This is a genomic window from Scytonema hankhaensis NUACC26, assembly GCF_045865695.1.
Lineage (GTDB): Bacteria > Cyanobacteriota > Cyanobacteriia > Cyanobacteriales > Nostocaceae > Scytonema.
The window spans coordinates 1-13938 of record NZ_BAACAP010000079.1; the positions used below are offsets into that span (position 1 = coordinate 1).

At 39.4% G+C, this 13938-nt stretch carries 21 protein-coding genes and 2 pseudogenes; 7 read left to right on the forward strand and 16 right to left on the reverse strand.

The window, feature by feature from the left end:
* Positions 1-93 precede the first annotated feature (93 nt).
* From ACKTT2_RS02505 to ACKTT2_RS02540, 8 genes and pseudogenes are all read right to left on the reverse strand, one after another.
* The gene (locus ACKTT2_RS02505) at positions 94-1032 is read right to left on the reverse strand and encodes a DEAD/DEAH box helicase (protein WP_407883638.1); all 939 of its coding nucleotides are present in this window, start codon (positions 1030-1032) and stop codon (positions 94-96) included.
* 416 nt (positions 1033-1448) lie between these two features.
* A pseudogene (locus ACKTT2_RS02510) lies at positions 1449-1706 on the reverse strand (DUF2887 domain-containing protein); the annotation flags it as partial.
* A gap of 269 nt (positions 1707-1975) precedes the next feature.
* Entirely contained in the window at positions 1976-2176 is a 201-nt protein-coding gene (locus tag ACKTT2_RS02515) for a DUF6887 family protein (protein ID WP_407883640.1), read from the reverse strand.
* Complete coding sequence (locus tag ACKTT2_RS02520) at positions 2173-2346, reverse strand: DUF6888 family protein (protein WP_407883642.1); 174 nt, start codon at positions 2344-2346, stop codon at positions 2173-2175. Before ACKTT2_RS02520 ends, ACKTT2_RS02515 begins: the two co-directional genes overlap by 4 nt.
* 255 nt (positions 2347-2601) lie before the next feature.
* Entirely contained in the window at positions 2602-2820 is a 219-nt protein-coding gene (locus tag ACKTT2_RS02525) for a type II toxin-antitoxin system HicB family antitoxin (protein WP_407883644.1), read from the reverse strand.
* Positions 2807-3025 (reverse strand): annotated as a pseudogene (locus ACKTT2_RS02530) (type II toxin-antitoxin system HicA family toxin). Before ACKTT2_RS02530 ends, ACKTT2_RS02525 begins: the two are co-directional and overlap by 14 nt.
* A 39-nt stretch (positions 3026-3064) precedes the next feature.
* Entirely contained in the window at positions 3065-3493 is a 429-nt protein-coding gene (locus tag ACKTT2_RS02535; protein WP_407883646.1) for a hypothetical protein, read from the reverse strand.
* 25 nt (positions 3494-3518) lie between these two features.
* Entirely contained in the window at positions 3519-3980 is a 462-nt protein-coding gene (locus tag ACKTT2_RS02540; RefSeq protein WP_407883648.1) for a hypothetical protein, read from the reverse strand.
* Between the two features lie 342 nt (positions 3981-4322).
* Between ACKTT2_RS02540 and ACKTT2_RS02545 the strand changes: the two genes are divergently transcribed.
* Together ACKTT2_RS02545 and ACKTT2_RS02550 are read left to right on the forward strand one after the other, a co-directional pair.
* The gene (locus ACKTT2_RS02545; protein WP_407883650.1) at positions 4323-4730 is read left to right on the forward strand and encodes a type II toxin-antitoxin system VapC family toxin; all 408 of its coding nucleotides are present in this window, start codon (positions 4323-4325) and stop codon (positions 4728-4730) included.
* A gap of 68 nt (positions 4731-4798) precedes the next feature.
* Positions 4799-4969 carry a hypothetical protein gene (locus ACKTT2_RS02550; RefSeq protein ID WP_407883652.1) on the forward strand — a complete coding sequence of 57 codons (171 nt, stop codon included), beginning with the start codon at positions 4799-4801 and terminating at the stop codon, positions 4967-4969.
* A gap of 27 nt (positions 4970-4996) precedes the next feature.
* Here the strand turns inward: ACKTT2_RS02550 and ACKTT2_RS02555 are convergent, their stop codons facing one another.
* From ACKTT2_RS02555 to ACKTT2_RS02580, 6 genes are all read right to left on the reverse strand, one after another.
* Positions 4997-5341 (reverse strand): hypothetical protein, encoded by a 345-nt coding sequence (locus tag ACKTT2_RS02555; RefSeq protein ID WP_407883654.1) that lies wholly within the window; start codon positions 5339-5341, stop codon positions 4997-4999.
* A 336-nt stretch (positions 5342-5677) separates the two neighbouring features.
* Positions 5678-5809 carry a hypothetical protein gene (locus ACKTT2_RS02560; protein WP_407883656.1) on the reverse strand — a complete coding sequence of 44 codons (132 nt, stop codon included), beginning with the start codon at positions 5807-5809 and terminating at the stop codon, positions 5678-5680.
* 47 nt (positions 5810-5856) lie between these two features.
* Entirely contained in the window at positions 5857-7203 is a 1347-nt protein-coding gene (locus ACKTT2_RS02565) for an efflux RND transporter periplasmic adaptor subunit (protein WP_407883658.1), read from the reverse strand.
* Between the two features lie 200 nt (positions 7204-7403).
* Positions 7404-7745 carry a hypothetical protein gene (locus ACKTT2_RS02570; RefSeq protein ID WP_407883660.1) on the reverse strand — a complete coding sequence of 114 codons (342 nt, stop codon included), beginning with the start codon at positions 7743-7745 and terminating at the stop codon, positions 7404-7406.
* Positions 7746-7895: 150 nt separating this feature from the next.
* Positions 7896-9242 carry a sensor histidine kinase gene (locus ACKTT2_RS02575; RefSeq protein ID WP_407883662.1) on the reverse strand — a complete coding sequence of 449 codons (1347 nt, stop codon included), beginning with the start codon at positions 9240-9242 and terminating at the stop codon, positions 7896-7898.
* Positions 9242-9916 (reverse strand): response regulator transcription factor, encoded by a 675-nt coding sequence (locus tag ACKTT2_RS02580; protein ID WP_407883664.1) that lies wholly within the window; start codon positions 9914-9916, stop codon positions 9242-9244. The genes ACKTT2_RS02575 and ACKTT2_RS02580 overlap by 1 nt, the downstream gene beginning before the upstream one ends.
* 67 nt (positions 9917-9983) lie before the next feature.
* Between ACKTT2_RS02580 and ACKTT2_RS02585 the strand changes: the two genes are divergently transcribed.
* Positions 9984-10379, forward strand: coding sequence for a hypothetical protein (locus tag ACKTT2_RS02585; protein ID WP_407883666.1), 396 nt, complete (start codon positions 9984-9986; stop codon positions 10377-10379).
* 327 nt (positions 10380-10706) lie between these two features.
* Here the strand turns inward: ACKTT2_RS02585 and ACKTT2_RS02590 are convergent, their stop codons facing one another.
* A complete protein-coding gene (locus tag ACKTT2_RS02590) occupies positions 10707-11474 on the reverse strand; it encodes an alpha/beta hydrolase (protein ID WP_407883668.1) in 768 nt (255 codons plus the stop codon).
* 86 nt (positions 11475-11560) lie between these two features.
* Here ACKTT2_RS02590 and ACKTT2_RS02595 point away from each other — a divergent pair, with 86 nt between their 5' ends.
* The 4 genes from ACKTT2_RS02595 to ACKTT2_RS02610 all read left to right on the forward strand — a co-directional run bounded on the left by ACKTT2_RS02595 (position 11561) and on the right by ACKTT2_RS02610 (position 12800).
* The gene (locus ACKTT2_RS02595) at positions 11561-11785 is read left to right on the forward strand and encodes a hypothetical protein (protein ID WP_407883678.1); all 225 of its coding nucleotides are present in this window, start codon (positions 11561-11563) and stop codon (positions 11783-11785) included.
* A complete protein-coding gene (locus tag ACKTT2_RS02600) occupies positions 11782-11934 on the forward strand; it encodes a hypothetical protein (RefSeq protein ID WP_407883670.1) in 153 nt (50 codons plus the stop codon). Before ACKTT2_RS02595 ends, ACKTT2_RS02600 begins: the two co-directional genes overlap by 4 nt.
* A 72-nt stretch (positions 11935-12006) precedes the next feature.
* Positions 12007-12252 (forward strand): hypothetical protein, encoded by a 246-nt coding sequence (locus ACKTT2_RS02605; RefSeq protein WP_407883672.1) that lies wholly within the window; start codon positions 12007-12009, stop codon positions 12250-12252.
* 23 nt (positions 12253-12275) lie between these two features.
* Positions 12276-12800, forward strand: coding sequence for a hypothetical protein (locus ACKTT2_RS02610; protein ID WP_407883674.1), 525 nt, complete (start codon positions 12276-12278; stop codon positions 12798-12800).
* 238 nt (positions 12801-13038) lie between these two features.
* On the opposite strand, the gene ACKTT2_RS02615 is transcribed toward ACKTT2_RS02610, so the two are convergent.
* Complete coding sequence (locus ACKTT2_RS02615) at positions 13039-13380, reverse strand: hypothetical protein (protein ID WP_407883676.1); 342 nt, start codon at positions 13378-13380, stop codon at positions 13039-13041.
* Positions 13381-13938 lie beyond the last annotated feature (558 nt).

Sequence of the window (13938 nt, forward strand, 5' to 3'; positions counted from 1 at the left end):
CCGACCGAATCGCTACCTTTTTCCAAAGGCTTAAATCTTGTTATATAAAGCGTTAACAACAATCAATGCCTTATGTTACCACAGTTGTATACATTATGTATTACATAACTCGAAAAGCATTAACTCTAACATTACATAGTTAGTCAGCAAGATATGAGGCGGGTTGTTTTGAATTTCGGTTTTCTTTTCTAAACCTTCTTGTCCGGTGTATTTAGCAATACGAATATGAGTGTTCTTGACATTATCGAGAAATTTCTTCAGTTCTTCTTCTTGGGAGTTGATTAAAGCATTCATGGGATAAACTAGAATTGCCCTAACTCCTTGAATCTCTGGATGGCGGAGTAAATCGTCAACGATAGGGACAACGTAGGTAAGGCTTTTTCCCGAACCCGTACCAGTTGTGACAACAAAAGGTTCCTGACGTTGTGCAGTTTCAAAAGCTTGTTTTTGGTGATAGTGGAAAGTGAAGGGTTTACCGTCTTTTGAAAAGTAGCGGTTACAGTCTGGATGGAGAAGCCCTTGTTGTACTAACTCGGTGACTGTTGTACCCGGACGATATTTTGGATTCAATTGCACTAAGGAGTCTGTCCAAAGTTGTCCTTTTTCTAATTCTTTGTCTACAAATTCTTTGACTTGAGAGTCGCGGATTTTGAGGAAGCTTTCAATATAGCGGCGGTAGTCGCCTATGACTTCGTTGCGGAAGTGAAAGATATCGAGAGATTGGGTAGTAGGGGTGTCAGGTGTGGGAGATGAGGATTGTAAAGTGGTTTGTCCTAGACGTTGGTTGATGTATTGGGTTAGTTGTTGATGAAATGTGTCGGTGAGAGTGGAAAGATTGATGATTTCTGCAAGTTCTCTAACATCCCAATTTTGAGGTATTGCGCTGAAGATGAGGGTTAATTGTTCGGGAGTGACAGAAGTAATGTCCGTACAGTCTAGAACTGCTAGTTTTTGGCTCAGAAATGTACTTGTTGCTGTAATTGCGCTTTCACTCTGCTGTAACAAGTCTTGAAGTTTTATAGGAATTTTCATAAGTTCGGTTTTTATAACTTTTCAGTTATAACCGATGTTGTGTTGGTTGAGTAGGCGTGCTTTCGCGTAACTGTAGAAATAAGGTTACAGTATACACACAAGTTTGTAATAGCTTGCAAATTGAGGTTTTAGCGTTGTTTCTACCCCACCTTAACCCTCCCCTTGGAAAGGGGAGGGAACTGAAAATCTAGTTTCCCCCCTTTCCAAGGGGGGATTAAGGGGGGTAAATCCAACTTGTGTGTACACCATTAAATATGTTCTAACTCACGCTGAATATAATAAGGATAAATGGAAAAATGACTCGTACTTTTAATACAGAATCTTATGGTAAACTACTTGCTAAGTATCAGCCAAAAACGATTACTACTGAAGAAGAAAACTGCATACCAATCTGAGTTTGTCGGTTTGTACTGACGAAAATAAACGAAAATTTCTCCAAAAAGCCGTTCATAAAATTATTCATCTTTGTATGTTTGTAGTTCTACAAAATATAATGGTTCATCGTCAAAACCTACGACAGGAGAAAATAATCCATCTAATCGAAAGGATTGTTGTTTAATTTCTAGAGCAGTAAATTTGTAGATATTAGGGTTGATTTCAGGTTTTCCAATCAGTTTAAAAAAAACTTGTGGAAGTTCTTGAATTAGTTCATAAAAAAGTATGTCTGTTTTCATAAGTACGAATTACACATTACAAATTATTCTAGCTCAAGCTCCTGGCACTAACAGTGCGATCGCGTAACTGCAGGAATTAGGAAATTGGGTTGTTGGGATGTATCCCGTTTTGGTAGATTGCCCTCAGAATGGAATTCTGGGGCTATACAAACAAAGTCCGCCTACGCGGACTAACATGAAAACGGGTTTCAAATTTTCTTTGACGTTACAAAACTATCACCAGTCAACACTTGACGTTCATCACGCTTAATTTTTATGGTCATTAGAATTTATGGTTGGTGTTTTGACTCTGCCTGTATTCTCTTTTGAAATTCAATTACAGCTTGCTCTTCCGTGCTAACTACAACTCTACCCGGTTTTGCTCGCATAATAGCAAGGTAGTGTTGAAAAGCGTCCTCATCTTCCGGATGTTGTTTAATATAATTTCTCAGTTCAATTTCTGTTAATTGTTGAAAGTTAGTGTTACTCATTGAATTATTTCCTCTCCATTATTCAAAATTTCTACTTGAATTTCTTGACCTATTAAAACAATGATTCGCTGTGAGCGTGTATCGTATCTTGTTAATTCAATATTCCTTAATAGATTACTTGCTCGTACACATATACGGAAAAAGGTTTTTAGCTGTTCTGTGGTAGGCACTACTTTTAAGTTTCCTCCTTATTGTTAGCGTTAGTCATTGCTTATACCTCTGTTGTTACTTAGATTACTACTAAGGGAAGTGTGATACTCCATGGATACAGCACTTCCCACTTTCATAAAGTATAGAAAGAATAATGAACCGCAGATGAACGCAGATGCACGCTGATGAATTTGTATCTTAGCAGATTAGGAAAGTTTATAAACGCGACCTTCTTGGTAAATGAATTGATGTAAGGAGTGAGTTCATCAACAAAACTATGCTGCTTTATTAACAGTAGGTTCTGGAAGCAGTTCGTTTGTAGCTTGATAAGCCATGACTAATGACTCTAGCGCTTCAGTTCCATTTGCTACTGCTTCTTCATATGAATCACCATGAGTTCGCCAACGTTGTCCGGGAAAGTCAGGGAAACCTACTAAGAAACAGTTGTCTTCCTCTGACCACTGAATAATCATTTGATACTTAAGCTTCATCATTTTTTTTCTTACCCTCTACTTCTTCAATTGCTTGTTGTACATCTTTTTCTTGATAGCGTTTTGCATCCGATCCATTTTTACCAGCAAGCGTAAGTTTTCCAGAGTAAAAGGGATGTATCTAGTTAGTATGACTTCCTTTTCCTACAAGCTCTGTAAAACCTGCTTGGCGTAGCATTTGTTTAAGTTCTCGAACTTTCTTGGGCATTTGATTATATTTTTACATAATTTAATCATAAATTAAGAATTATGCATTACAAATTATTCTATCCCACGCTTCTAGCACTAATCTTTGTGTACGGTATTCCCCAAACTGCTTGATTTCATTGTTCTTCAAAACGCGGAATGTCTCGCTTGGAAAATCTTCGCCGTAGACATCAGCAGGATCGAGAATATAACGAAGTTCATTGTGAGTGAGTCCATAAAGTCTGGCGTAATAAGCATCTAATTCTGCTCTTAATAATGCCCGTCTTTGGCTGTTCCATATAAATGGTTTTCCTTCATAACCCATATCTTTGGCGAAGGGTTGTAAATCCCAAGCAGTGTAAACGAGTTCGAGGACGCGAGGGGCGATGAAGTCGATATCTGCTTGAGTATAGGCTTCTGGAGGAAGGACGGGAAGTTGTTTGACAATGAAGAAGTTAAAGTTAGTCCCTCCAACCTTTTGCTTTGCCACAAAATCAAAAACTAAACTACTGAAGTTAGCTTGTAAACATGACACTAATGCTGTAGTTTGTTGCGATCGCCCACAGATGCTCTGTCTTGTTAAGATACTCTTGTACCAACCCGTGAGCCGATAATCTAGGCGTACCGCTAGGGGGACGTTTATCTATCTCCAACCGACAACCAATAATGTGAATGGGTGGTTTATTATCTCCTGGTTCTGCACGATGAGAAATAGCATAAGTCTGTCCATCCACTACCTCAGCTTTTGCAGTATAAACGGGATTATAACCAAGACTTCTTAACAAAGGCACGACAAAATTTTCACGAGTGATACTTGTAGCCGTCTCATCCGTACTATTTCTGAGTAACAACGCTTGAAAAGCTGCCCAGTATTTTTTTGCATCTCCCCACGCTGCAGCAATTTCATCGGCAAGTTTGTTTGTCTTGGCAAAACCAAAATTTTCTGATGCTTGTCCTTTGAGACTTCCTTCTATCAATTGAGAAGTTATATTTGAGGAGATTAAGCTTCCTTCTATTTGAAATACTGTAATGCGGTTCGTGTTTATAGGGGAAATATCAATAAAAATTAGTAATTAACTTTGAGAGCGAAGGATAAATTATAGTATTTAATTATACTAAAATAACGCTCTTGATTAAAATCATCGTCAGAAAAATTACGGTAATTTTTTAAACTTTCTACTTAAAAATGAAGTGTAAGATTTACGGTTAGACAAAGATTTTCATTTCTTGTAACTAAATTGTCTCTAGGTATCGAATCTACCCTATGTTGCAGATGGTAGATAGTAGGGGATAATATGTATAAATAATCGCATAATTTTATGAGTGAAACTATTTATATCGAAACTAGCATCTTGGGCTATCTTACAGCCCGCTCTAGCAACAATTTACTCCTTATGGCCAACCGGGAAATTACGCAAGCATGGTGGGAGAATCGCCGCGATCGATTCACTCTTTATATCTCTCAAATTGTTTTAGATGAAGTTGCACGAGGCGAAGCAGAAATGGCAACCAAGCGCCTTGAGATAGTGCGTGACTTTCCATTACTCGAAGTCAATGAAGCTGTTCGGAGTTTAGCCGGACAATTTCTCACAAGAAGTAACCTTCCATCCAAAGCTGCTGACGATGCGCTTCACATAGCGGTAGCTACAGTTTATGGCTTGAATTATCTGTTAACGTGGAACTGTAGACATATTGCTAATGCCCAGATTCAAAAGAAACTATCATAAATCAGTATTGAAGCTGGATATGAGCTACCGACTATTTGTACACCTTATGAGTTGATGGGAGAGTAAAAATGTTGAAGGATGAAGTTCTCGAAGAAATTTACAAGATTCGAGAAGAACATGCTAAATCTTTTAATTACGATTTACAAGCTATTTGTGATGACTTGCGTAAGAAGCAAGAGAAGAGTGGAAGACAAATCATATCAGTTCCCCTCAGGAAGCCTAGCTTACCAGTTCAGTAGAATATAGTGTATTTGCAACCTGAGGGGTCATAACCGTGGCGCTCCGGGCTGCAGAACAGGACGTAGCGATAGACGTCCCAAGCAGCGCAACGGTCCCGCACCACTCCGAAGTTGCATCCGCGCTGCATCCATCAATAACAATGCGGCGGAATGGTCTTTGACTTGTTCGCTTTTGGGTAAAGGAAAAGTTGCTGGTTCAATCGTTTCCAGCCCTTCCTCCCACAGTTTTTGATAAATACCCACAATTTCGTCTTCGTTCCCACTTAAGGAACGCAAACGAAGGACCTCCTGATTTTCTGAAGGTATGACAACCCACTGGCGATCGCGACTGGTTACAATAGAACCAGGTGTAGGATTGATGGTTTCTGTCATTAATTTGCCTTTCTGGAAAGTAGATAGCGGAAATTCGTTACTCAGTATGTCTACTCAGCACCAACTCCTGATTTGTAAATTAGATAAATGGTTCTAATTTCCTGTATCTGTTTTATTACATGATGACGGATTTTATATTAGAGAAAATACTTAGTTTTTGCTTTGCGACTGGCTTGATAAAATTACGTATACTGTAGGTAGTTGAATTTTGGCATTGCTGAATCAAGATATGAATTTCAAAATCCCCGTTGATGTAGAGACGCGATTAATCGCGTCTCTACAGGCCATCATATGGTTCTTAAAGTTGGGTCTGGCTCAACATGGTCTTATACTAGCTCAGATCGTTAGCTGCCAACCCTCAGGGTCTTTTTGCTTTTTCTCCTCATTTTGAGATAAGCTAATAGTTGCTTGTTGAAATTTGTCTACCCAAGATTTCGTTACTTGATATTCATGCTCATTTTTAATCATTCTTGCTTACTCTACCACAATAACCTCTAGTTGATGTTTTGTATAATTTAAAAATTGAGTGGAACAACGTGTTGTCCAGCACTTAATTGCTCTATATTTCTAGTAATAATCCTCTCTTGCTCTTTTAACCCAGAAACAATTTCTACTTTGCTGTCTCGTATTTTGCCTGTTTTCACCCAGCGTAATTGAGCAATGTTATTTGCATCAACTACATAAACTCCTTCTAATTGACCTCGTTTAAATAAAGCACTCTGGGGAATCACGATTGCTGAGTAACTTTCATCAAGTAGTTCCACCCGCCCAAACATTCTTGGCATTAACGTTGTGGCATTTTTCAAGGCTATTTTGGCAGTAAAACTACGGCTGTTGGGATTTGCTGAAAGAATGATTTGATTTACGTGTCCGCGCACAGAACCGTTGGGAGCATCTAGCTGCACTTCCACTTCATCTCCTTGTTTTACCAAGGACATCATTGACTTTGGTACTACAACGCTAAAGCGCAGGCGATCTTTACTTTCCAATGTCACTAAAGGTTGTCCAAAACCCGCTATTGCACCTACTTCTGTATGTTTCTTAGTGACGACTCCAGCAAAAGGTGCTTTAACAATGCTGTGGTTTAGGTTAGCAATCGTTGGCTTTACTTCTGCTAGTGCTTGCTGAACCTGGGAACGCGCCTGCTCTACTCCTGTTAGTGCTTGCTGGACTTGGAAACTTGCCTGTTTTACAGCAGCTTTGGCTTGTTCAATACCAGCTTTGGCTTGTTCAATACCAGCTTTGGCCTGTTGAATGCGAGCTTCAATTAATGCTACCTGTGTATTGGCTGTATATAGTTGTAATTGGCTGACTGCACCGTCTTTGTGCAGCATAGCCATGCGTTGTTGATTTAACAGGGCTTCACCTAGTTGTGCTTGTGCTTCCTGTAATTTGATTTCGGCTTCCTGGTAACGAGCCGTTGAGTGGTTGAGTTGTGCTTGCGCCTGAGTTTTGTTTGCTAGGGCTTGAGTTTGAGCAGCAGTTGCAACTGTTAAACTTGCCTGGGCTTGGAAAATCGCAGCCGATACTTGATTGCGTTGTGCCTGAATATTTTTAACATCGATAATGGCAATGATTTGACCTGCTTTAACTGTGTCGCCTTCTTGCACTGGCAAAGTTTTAATCTGTCCTATAACGCGACTGGTGGTAGTGACGGTTTCTACCGCTTCTACAGTACCACTCAAGGAGGTTCTACCCAGACTTAATGCTTTCTTGGTCAAAGTTGTTTCTACTTCTATAGGTTTGATAGTGCTAGTTATAGTAGCAGTAGATTCCGCAGCATTAGAAAAAAAGGATAACACGATAGCTCGCACGCCTGCGATTGCTAGGATAGCTGCTAAAAAAAACATATCGTATTTCATTCGCTTACCTTTGCTGTGGTACTAACACAAGACGAATTAAGACAATTATTTACTGAGGGATTTCTCTCAAAGAGCGTAGGAGGAAAACTTGTTGTGCTTACATCGCGCTCTGTTTGGCATCCTTTATACCTGCTGTTGACCGGATGTGAAGCACAACAAGATTTGGTATACAGCAATAAAAATTCAGTTTATGAGAAGATTTAATCTTCATGAATTTGAATAGTTTCACCGTTGGCACGAGTAATACTAAGGGCTTTAAACTCATTGTCGTCATAGTAACCAGCTACGGTAACTTTTTCTCCTACAGACAAGTTTATGGGTTGTCCTAACTGAGGTTCTGCCTCAACGATGATTTGTCCCTTACCATCGTTGAGAATGAACTCGTCATCTAAAAGCTTAGTAACTTGACCGGAAATATTGGTAACACGAGGATTAGACAAATTCCCAATTTGATTGGACGTTTTTTGCGCTACTACCTCAAAAGGCATCAGCAACGCAAACAAAGCGGTTAGGACGATACTGGGTGTAGCATTGAAATTCATTGGTTAAATCCTCCAATCTGATGTGTAATTGACGCTTATTTTCAGATTGTCAGATAAAAGTAACAAGAAGGTAACAGATCGATCCCAAGCCTGGGTTTTCTTTCACTACGAATGAAAATCTTTGCTTGCCTACTCAGTATTAATTGCTCGTTATGGTGAGGATTTAGGCGTGAATGGTAGTTTGATTTGAAATGTAGAGCCTTCACCCAAACGGCTGATTGCTAGAATTTGTCCCCCATGTACCTGGACAATCTGTTGTGCAAGTGCTAATCCTAACCCGAAGCCACCTGTATGGCGTGAACGTACACTATCTACTCGATAAAATCGCTCAAATATATGGGGTAAATCTTTCTCTGGAATGCCAATACCGCTATCCTGGATTTCAATTACCACCCAACAAGACGCAAGGAAAACTCGTAAGCGAACTTTACCTCCAGATGGTGTGTAGCGGCAGGCATTACTAAGAATATTTGTGACTGCTTGCCGCATTAAATCTACATTGATTCTCAACATTACCAATTGTTCGGGAAATTCGCTAGTGAATTCTAAGTTTTTTGCCTTGGTTAAATGGATGTATTCTCCTACTAATAGTTCAAGCCAGCTAACTAAATTAACAGGATTAAGTGCCTCTGGCTTTAACTGTCCTTCATTTCGAGCTAAGAATAATAAATCACGAATTAACATTCCCATTGATTCAGTAATCTGGTCAATATTTTCTAGAGAACTTTGCTGTTGATTGGGGTCAATTGGTTCGAGCAAACCAAACTGAGCATGATTCCGAATTGCCTGAAGTGGTGTCCTTAACTCATGAGAGGCATCAGCAGTGAAGCGCTGTAATTGATCGTAGGATTGGCGAATTGGCTGCATAGCCATTCCACCAAGAGACCAACCCGTCAAACCAATTAAGCTTAAAGTAATGGGTACACCTACTATTAAAAACGAGATCAGAGACCCTAAAGTATTTTCAACAGGTGATAGAGAAGCTGCTATTTCCAGATAGCCAATTAATTGTTTATCCTGAAAAACAGGAACTGTTAATTGACGCAGCAATTTATTATGACGAACACTGTTAGAAACGCGATCGCCCCTTTGGGATGGCTCCTGTGCGGCATCAACTAACTCTATTGTTTGAAAACCTAGTTTATTATTTAACTGCTCTGATGGAGTGATACCAAAGAACTCTAGTAATTGCTTTTTGGGAGTATACCAACGAGCATAAATAATTCTATTTTCAAAGGGTAAAGCTTCACCACCTAAGATGGGGACATCTTCGAGACTAATGCGTTGCTGTTCTTGGTAAAGTCCATCTTCAACACCTGCCACCATGAACTGAGCTGTATTGTAAAGTTCTTGGTCAAACGCTCGCAATTGCTCTTTGGCTTCTAAAAAATAAAGTATTGCTGCAAAGATCACCAGAATACTACCCATTGAGAGTGTAAACCAGCGAGCTAGGTTACGCCGACTGCGGTTGAACATATGAGGAGTGAGCGATAGCATTATTCAGAGGCAACTAATCGATATCCCATACCATACACGGTTTGTAACCAATCTTCCGCTTTTACCATCTGCAAGCGCTGCCGCAGTCGATGCACTAACATCGCTATTGCTTTACTATCTGGCTTCGTATTCCATTCCCAAAGTGCGTGTTCAATTTGATCGTGAGTGAGTACTTGTCGGGGATGTCGTAGAAAATATTCCAGCAATTGAAACTCCCGAACCGACAACTGGACTGTAAATTCCTGACGCTTGAGGGTTAGAGTATTGAGATGAAGTTGCAGATCGGCTAACTCAAGAGTCTCACCTTGCCATATTGGTGCTCTGCGTCCCAATGCTCGCACTCGTGCCAATAATTCGAGCAAACTAAAGGGTTTAACCAAGTAGTCATCTGCACCCACATCCAAAGCAGACACTTTATCCAAAATTGCGTCCTTAGCAGTGAGAATCAGTACAGGAGAAGTTTTTCCTGCTTGACGATACTGTTGACACAGACTCACACCACTGACTTTAGGCAGCATCCAATCTAAAATTAACAGGTCGTAATTTCTCTGTTGCATTAACCATTGGGCTATTTCACCATCTTCAGCACCATCTACAATATGTCCGACTTTCGAGAGCGCACCCTGTAGTGGTCGTAACTGCGTGAGATCATCCTCTACAAGTAAGATTCTCATTCATCATTTCGCTGTACTTCCCTTTTATTTTCCTATGATTAATTCATAATTAAACTTTTTCTGTATTATGGCTCGACCTCGCTGGCTGCAATTACTTAATAACTTAGGACTTGAGTTTTGGCTGCCAATACCCTTAATTGGACTGTTTTTTTGGGTGAGTACGAATTTGCTAACGCATCAAGTATTGAGTTATACCTATGACACAACCCCTCAAATCCATGCTGACTCAAAACATCAAATCCAGTTTTCTGTTTCAGTGGCTGTCATGTCTATTGAAGCTGTAATTCAACGTAAAGAAAAATTGACTGAAGTCAAAGTTTATACAGCCGATTCGGTTTTAAAGCAGATGGAATTTGAGTTTCCTGTGACTGAATTTGCTCAAGTTGATGCCGCAATCGCTCAGGCTTTAGGATTAAAAGTGACAGCAATAAAGCAGTTAATACGTTATCGTATTGAGAACTAATAACAAATGGGTGTGGTCAAAAGTAGTTGGTAAGTGAGCGTTAAGCGTAGCTCTACCGTAGGCAATCGCTTAATATATGCAGTTTAAATAGTATCGGAATTTCTTATATTCTTCTGACAAAAATAGTTATCAATTATACTTAAAAACTTAGATGATATCTACTGAGTGATTTTTGTTCTAAATAATGTAAAAAGTCATTTGAACATCCCCCTACCCGACTCAAGGTGAATGTAAACTTTATCATTCAACAGGAATTATGGTTGAAAGCCTTTATTTTGTATAGCGTTCAGTTTCCATTCAGACTGAAGGATGGCGTAGAGCAATGTATCACGCCATTTTCCCTTCCATATCGTACATACTGACAGTTGCGATCGCTTTCATTCGTGGATCGATCTTAGCGGCACTGATAACAAAGCTTCCGCTACCACAAATTCCAATTATTCCAATTCGGTTTCTGTCAACAAATGGACGGGTGCCCAGAAAGTCAACTGCTGCACTGAAATCTTCAGAATAAATATCAGGTGCAACAGCGTTGCGTGGTTCACCCTCACTCTCACCCCAGAAAGACAAGTCAAGAGATAAAGTCACAAACCCTCGTTCAGCCATATTTGCAGCATACACGTTGGCACTTTGTTCTTTTACAGATCCCATAGGATGCCCAACAACGATCGCCGAATGTTTTTTACTTCGATCTAAATTCTTGGGAATAAATAGATGTCCCGCAACGTTCATTTTGTATTGGTTTTTAAAAGTCACCTTATACATCGTAACGTTGTCTCTTACCTGAAAAGTTGTATATCCCTTTGGTGTTATTTGTTCCATTTCTTCTGTTTTTTTCAATTGTTCTTTTTGTTTTATTTGTGTGTAAGCCTGCCCGCTTATCATAAGAGTCACCATCGCTAAAATTAATAGATATTTCAGATAATTTTTCCCCTTTTCATTAATCAATCTGGTTTTTATCAGCAGCGTTTCTACCGCTTCTTGCTGTATGAGTTCAATTATGCGGGCGTGAAAACGGATAGCGTGAGGACGTTCGTCGAAAAAAACCGGACAATTCTCCAAAAAATCGCCGTGCAACGTGCTGAACAGAAACAAAATGTTTAATATAAATTTATGAACCAAAAAGAAGCAGAATTTGAAAAGCGAAAGATGCAGCTCAACCGGGAAAGGTGGTGCTCAACGTGGGAGCAATCTTTTTCACAGTTTTAGTCAGTTCAATGTCAATGATGGACAAAGAGTATATTTTGTCAATCCTAGTGACAGTGAGTGATGAAATTATTGAAGCACAAGGTTGGGTGAAAACTCCTGATGGTCAAATTGCACTCGTAGCTCAGTCGTCAAACGCAACTCCATCAGCTGCGACTACTTCTGCACAATGTCCTTTAACTGTGACCAGTGACCAGTGACCAGTGACCAAGGAGCAAATAATTTAGTTACACATGATTACCCTCCTCTCTTACCTCTGTGTACTCTGCGCCTCTGCGGTTTACAACCATTTGGTAAAGAGACCACAGCCGTAGGGGCGCAAGGCATTGCGCCCCTACCAACGGTGTGATTCATTTGTAGAATTGTTGACAATGAGATCGTCATTACGAAACAAGCGATTTTGATACTCTCCATTTACGAGATGGCAAATTGTGAGTATAATAGAGGCTATATCTACACAATAAAATCTAAATTGGGTCAGAAAAAAGATATTCAGCAACTAAATGCTGTTGCCAGAGAATTCAACATGACAGAAGAAGAGAGAAGAGAATTTGGAGATTTTTTAGAAGAAGAAAAAGCGACTGGTCATGGTGGTACAAAAAATGAACGCGGAGATTTTACCTATGAAGAACTGAGACGAAAAGCTCGTGAATTTTTAGGAATATAAAAAACTGAGTTAAAGATAAAATTATGACAAAAAAATTAGTTAATAATATTACTGAACTTAGCAATCTAGAACCCTTTAACCAGGTAATAAGTGGATTAATTGGAGAAACCTGCTGGCAAGCCAATTTAAGTTACGGAGATGAATTGATCCTTCATTTTGGAAAAAGAATTCCTTATTCACAAAAATCGATGATAGGAAAAGAAAAAGGAGCATGGATACTAGGTACGCAAGCAACTCAATGGCAAATTGATTCCCCAAGTGAAACTATAGTTACATCTGAAGATGACTCGGAAATTATCAAACAGCGACTTGATACGATCGAAAACAGTGCGATCGCTGCTGTAGAAGTTAACTACCCAAATTTGGCTCTTAGTATAATTTTTAACAATAATTATAAGTTAGTGCTGCTTCCAAATAATGAAGACGGTGAAGAGGGTATTGACTTACCGTATTGGGAAATTTTTACTCCCCATCATATGGTTCTTAAAGTTGGGTCTGGCTCAACATGGTCTTATACTAGCTCAGATAGCAGATCCTCAGTGATATGAAATGAAATATTTTTTCTGTCCAGATCCCCGACTTCTTAAAAATTTTGAGGGTAAACCCATTGTGTCTCCAAAAGTCCGTGGATTTGAATACCTGTTATAACAGAAATGTGAATATCAATGTCCGCGATACCGTTTCTTTTGATCGGAGTTTTGCGTTAAGCCTTGTGGAGCAAGGGGCAATAGGCAAAGGTGGTGATATCAACATCATTAGTGGTTCTCTCGCCGTCACTAATGAAGCTCAACTGATTGCTGGCACTGCTGGAAAAGGAAATGCAGGAAATGTGAATATCAATGCCCGTAATACCGTTTCTTTTAATGGATTTTCTAGCGCTGCATCCATCAATAACAATGCGGCGGAATGGTCTTTGACTTGTTCGCTTTTGGGTAAAGGAAAAGTTGCTGGTTCAATGGTTTCCAGCCCCTCTTCCCACAGTTTTTGATAAATACCCACAATTTCGTCTTCGTTCCCACTTAAGGAACGCAAACGAACGACCTCCTGATTTTCTGAAGGTATGACAACCCACTGGCGATCGCGACTGGTTACAATAGAACCAGGTGTAGGATTGATGGTTTCCGTCATTAATTTGCCTTACTGGAAAGTAGATAGCAGAAATTCGGCACTCAGTATTACTACTCATAATAAATTCACGTTTTAGATTTCCCCTTATTTAGTCCGCGTAGGCGGACGAGCGTTTGTATAGCCGCGATTTCAATCGCTAGGACCAAAAGGGGTTAGAAAAGCGGAATTTAATATCACCTACCAACTCCAAATTTGTAAATTAGATAAATGGTTCTAATTTCCTGTATCTGTTTTATTACAGACTGACGGATTTTATATTAGAGAAAATACTTAGTTTTTGCCTTGCTACTGGCTGGATAAAATTACGTATACTGTACGTACTCGAATTCTAATTTTATAAATCACTGGTTAAAGCTTTATCCAAGCTGTAGAAATTAACTACCAAAATCTTGGTCTTAGCATAGTTTTCAACAATAATTATATAAAATTATGACAAAAAATTTAGTTAATAATATCACTGAACTTAGCAATCTAGAACCCCTTAACCAGGTAATAAGTGGATTAATTGGAGAAACCTGCTGGCAAGCCAATTTAAGTTACGGAGATGAATTGATCCTT

What these genes read in the sequence shown, in the direction of transcription:
- ACKTT2_RS02505 (WP_407883638.1), bottom strand. Translation starts at nt 1,032, where the DNA reads ATGAAAATTCCTATAAAACTTCAAGACTTGTTACAGCAGAGTGAAAGC.
- ACKTT2_RS02515 (WP_407883640.1), bottom strand. Translation starts at nt 2,176, where the DNA reads ATGAGTAACACTAACTTTCAACAATTAACAGAAATTGAACTGAGAAAT.
- ACKTT2_RS02525 (WP_407883644.1), bottom strand. Translation starts at nt 2,820, where the DNA reads ATGATGAAGCTTAAGTATCAAATGATTATTCAGTGGTCAGAGGAAGAC.
- ACKTT2_RS02545 (WP_407883650.1), top strand. Translation starts at nt 4,323, where the DNA reads ATGAGTGAAACTATTTATATCGAAACTAGCATCTTGGGCTATCTTACA.
- ACKTT2_RS02550 (WP_407883652.1), top strand. Translation starts at nt 4,799, where the DNA reads ATGTTGAAGGATGAAGTTCTCGAAGAAATTTACAAGATTCGAGAAGAA.
- ACKTT2_RS02555 (WP_407883654.1), bottom strand. Translation starts at nt 5,341, where the DNA reads ATGACAGAAACCATCAATCCTACACCTGGTTCTATTGTAACCAGTCGC.
- ACKTT2_RS02560 (WP_407883656.1), bottom strand. Translation starts at nt 5,809, where the DNA reads ATGATTAAAAATGAGCATGAATATCAAGTAACGAAATCTTGGGTAGAC.
- ACKTT2_RS02565 (WP_407883658.1), bottom strand. Translation starts at nt 7,203, where the DNA reads ATGAAATACGATATGTTTTTTTTAGCAGCTATCCTAGCAATCGCAGGC.
- ACKTT2_RS02570 (WP_407883660.1), bottom strand. Translation starts at nt 7,745, where the DNA reads ATGAATTTCAATGCTACACCCAGTATCGTCCTAACCGCTTTGTTTGCG.
- ACKTT2_RS02575 (WP_407883662.1), bottom strand. Translation starts at nt 9,242, where the DNA reads ATGCTATCGCTCACTCCTCATATGTTCAACCGCAGTCGGCGTAACCTA.
- ACKTT2_RS02580 (WP_407883664.1), bottom strand. Translation starts at nt 9,916, where the DNA reads ATGAGAATCTTACTTGTAGAGGATGATCTCACGCAGTTACGACCACTA.
- ACKTT2_RS02585 (WP_407883666.1), top strand. Translation starts at nt 9,984, where the DNA reads ATGGCTCGACCTCGCTGGCTGCAATTACTTAATAACTTAGGACTTGAG.
- ACKTT2_RS02605 (WP_407883672.1), top strand. Translation starts at nt 12,007, where the DNA reads ATGGCAAATTGTGAGTATAATAGAGGCTATATCTACACAATAAAATCT.
- ACKTT2_RS02610 (WP_407883674.1), top strand. Translation starts at nt 12,276, where the DNA reads ATGACAAAAAAATTAGTTAATAATATTACTGAACTTAGCAATCTAGAA.
- ACKTT2_RS02615 (WP_407883676.1), bottom strand. Translation starts at nt 13,380, where the DNA reads ATGACGGAAACCATCAATCCTACACCTGGTTCTATTGTAACCAGTCGC.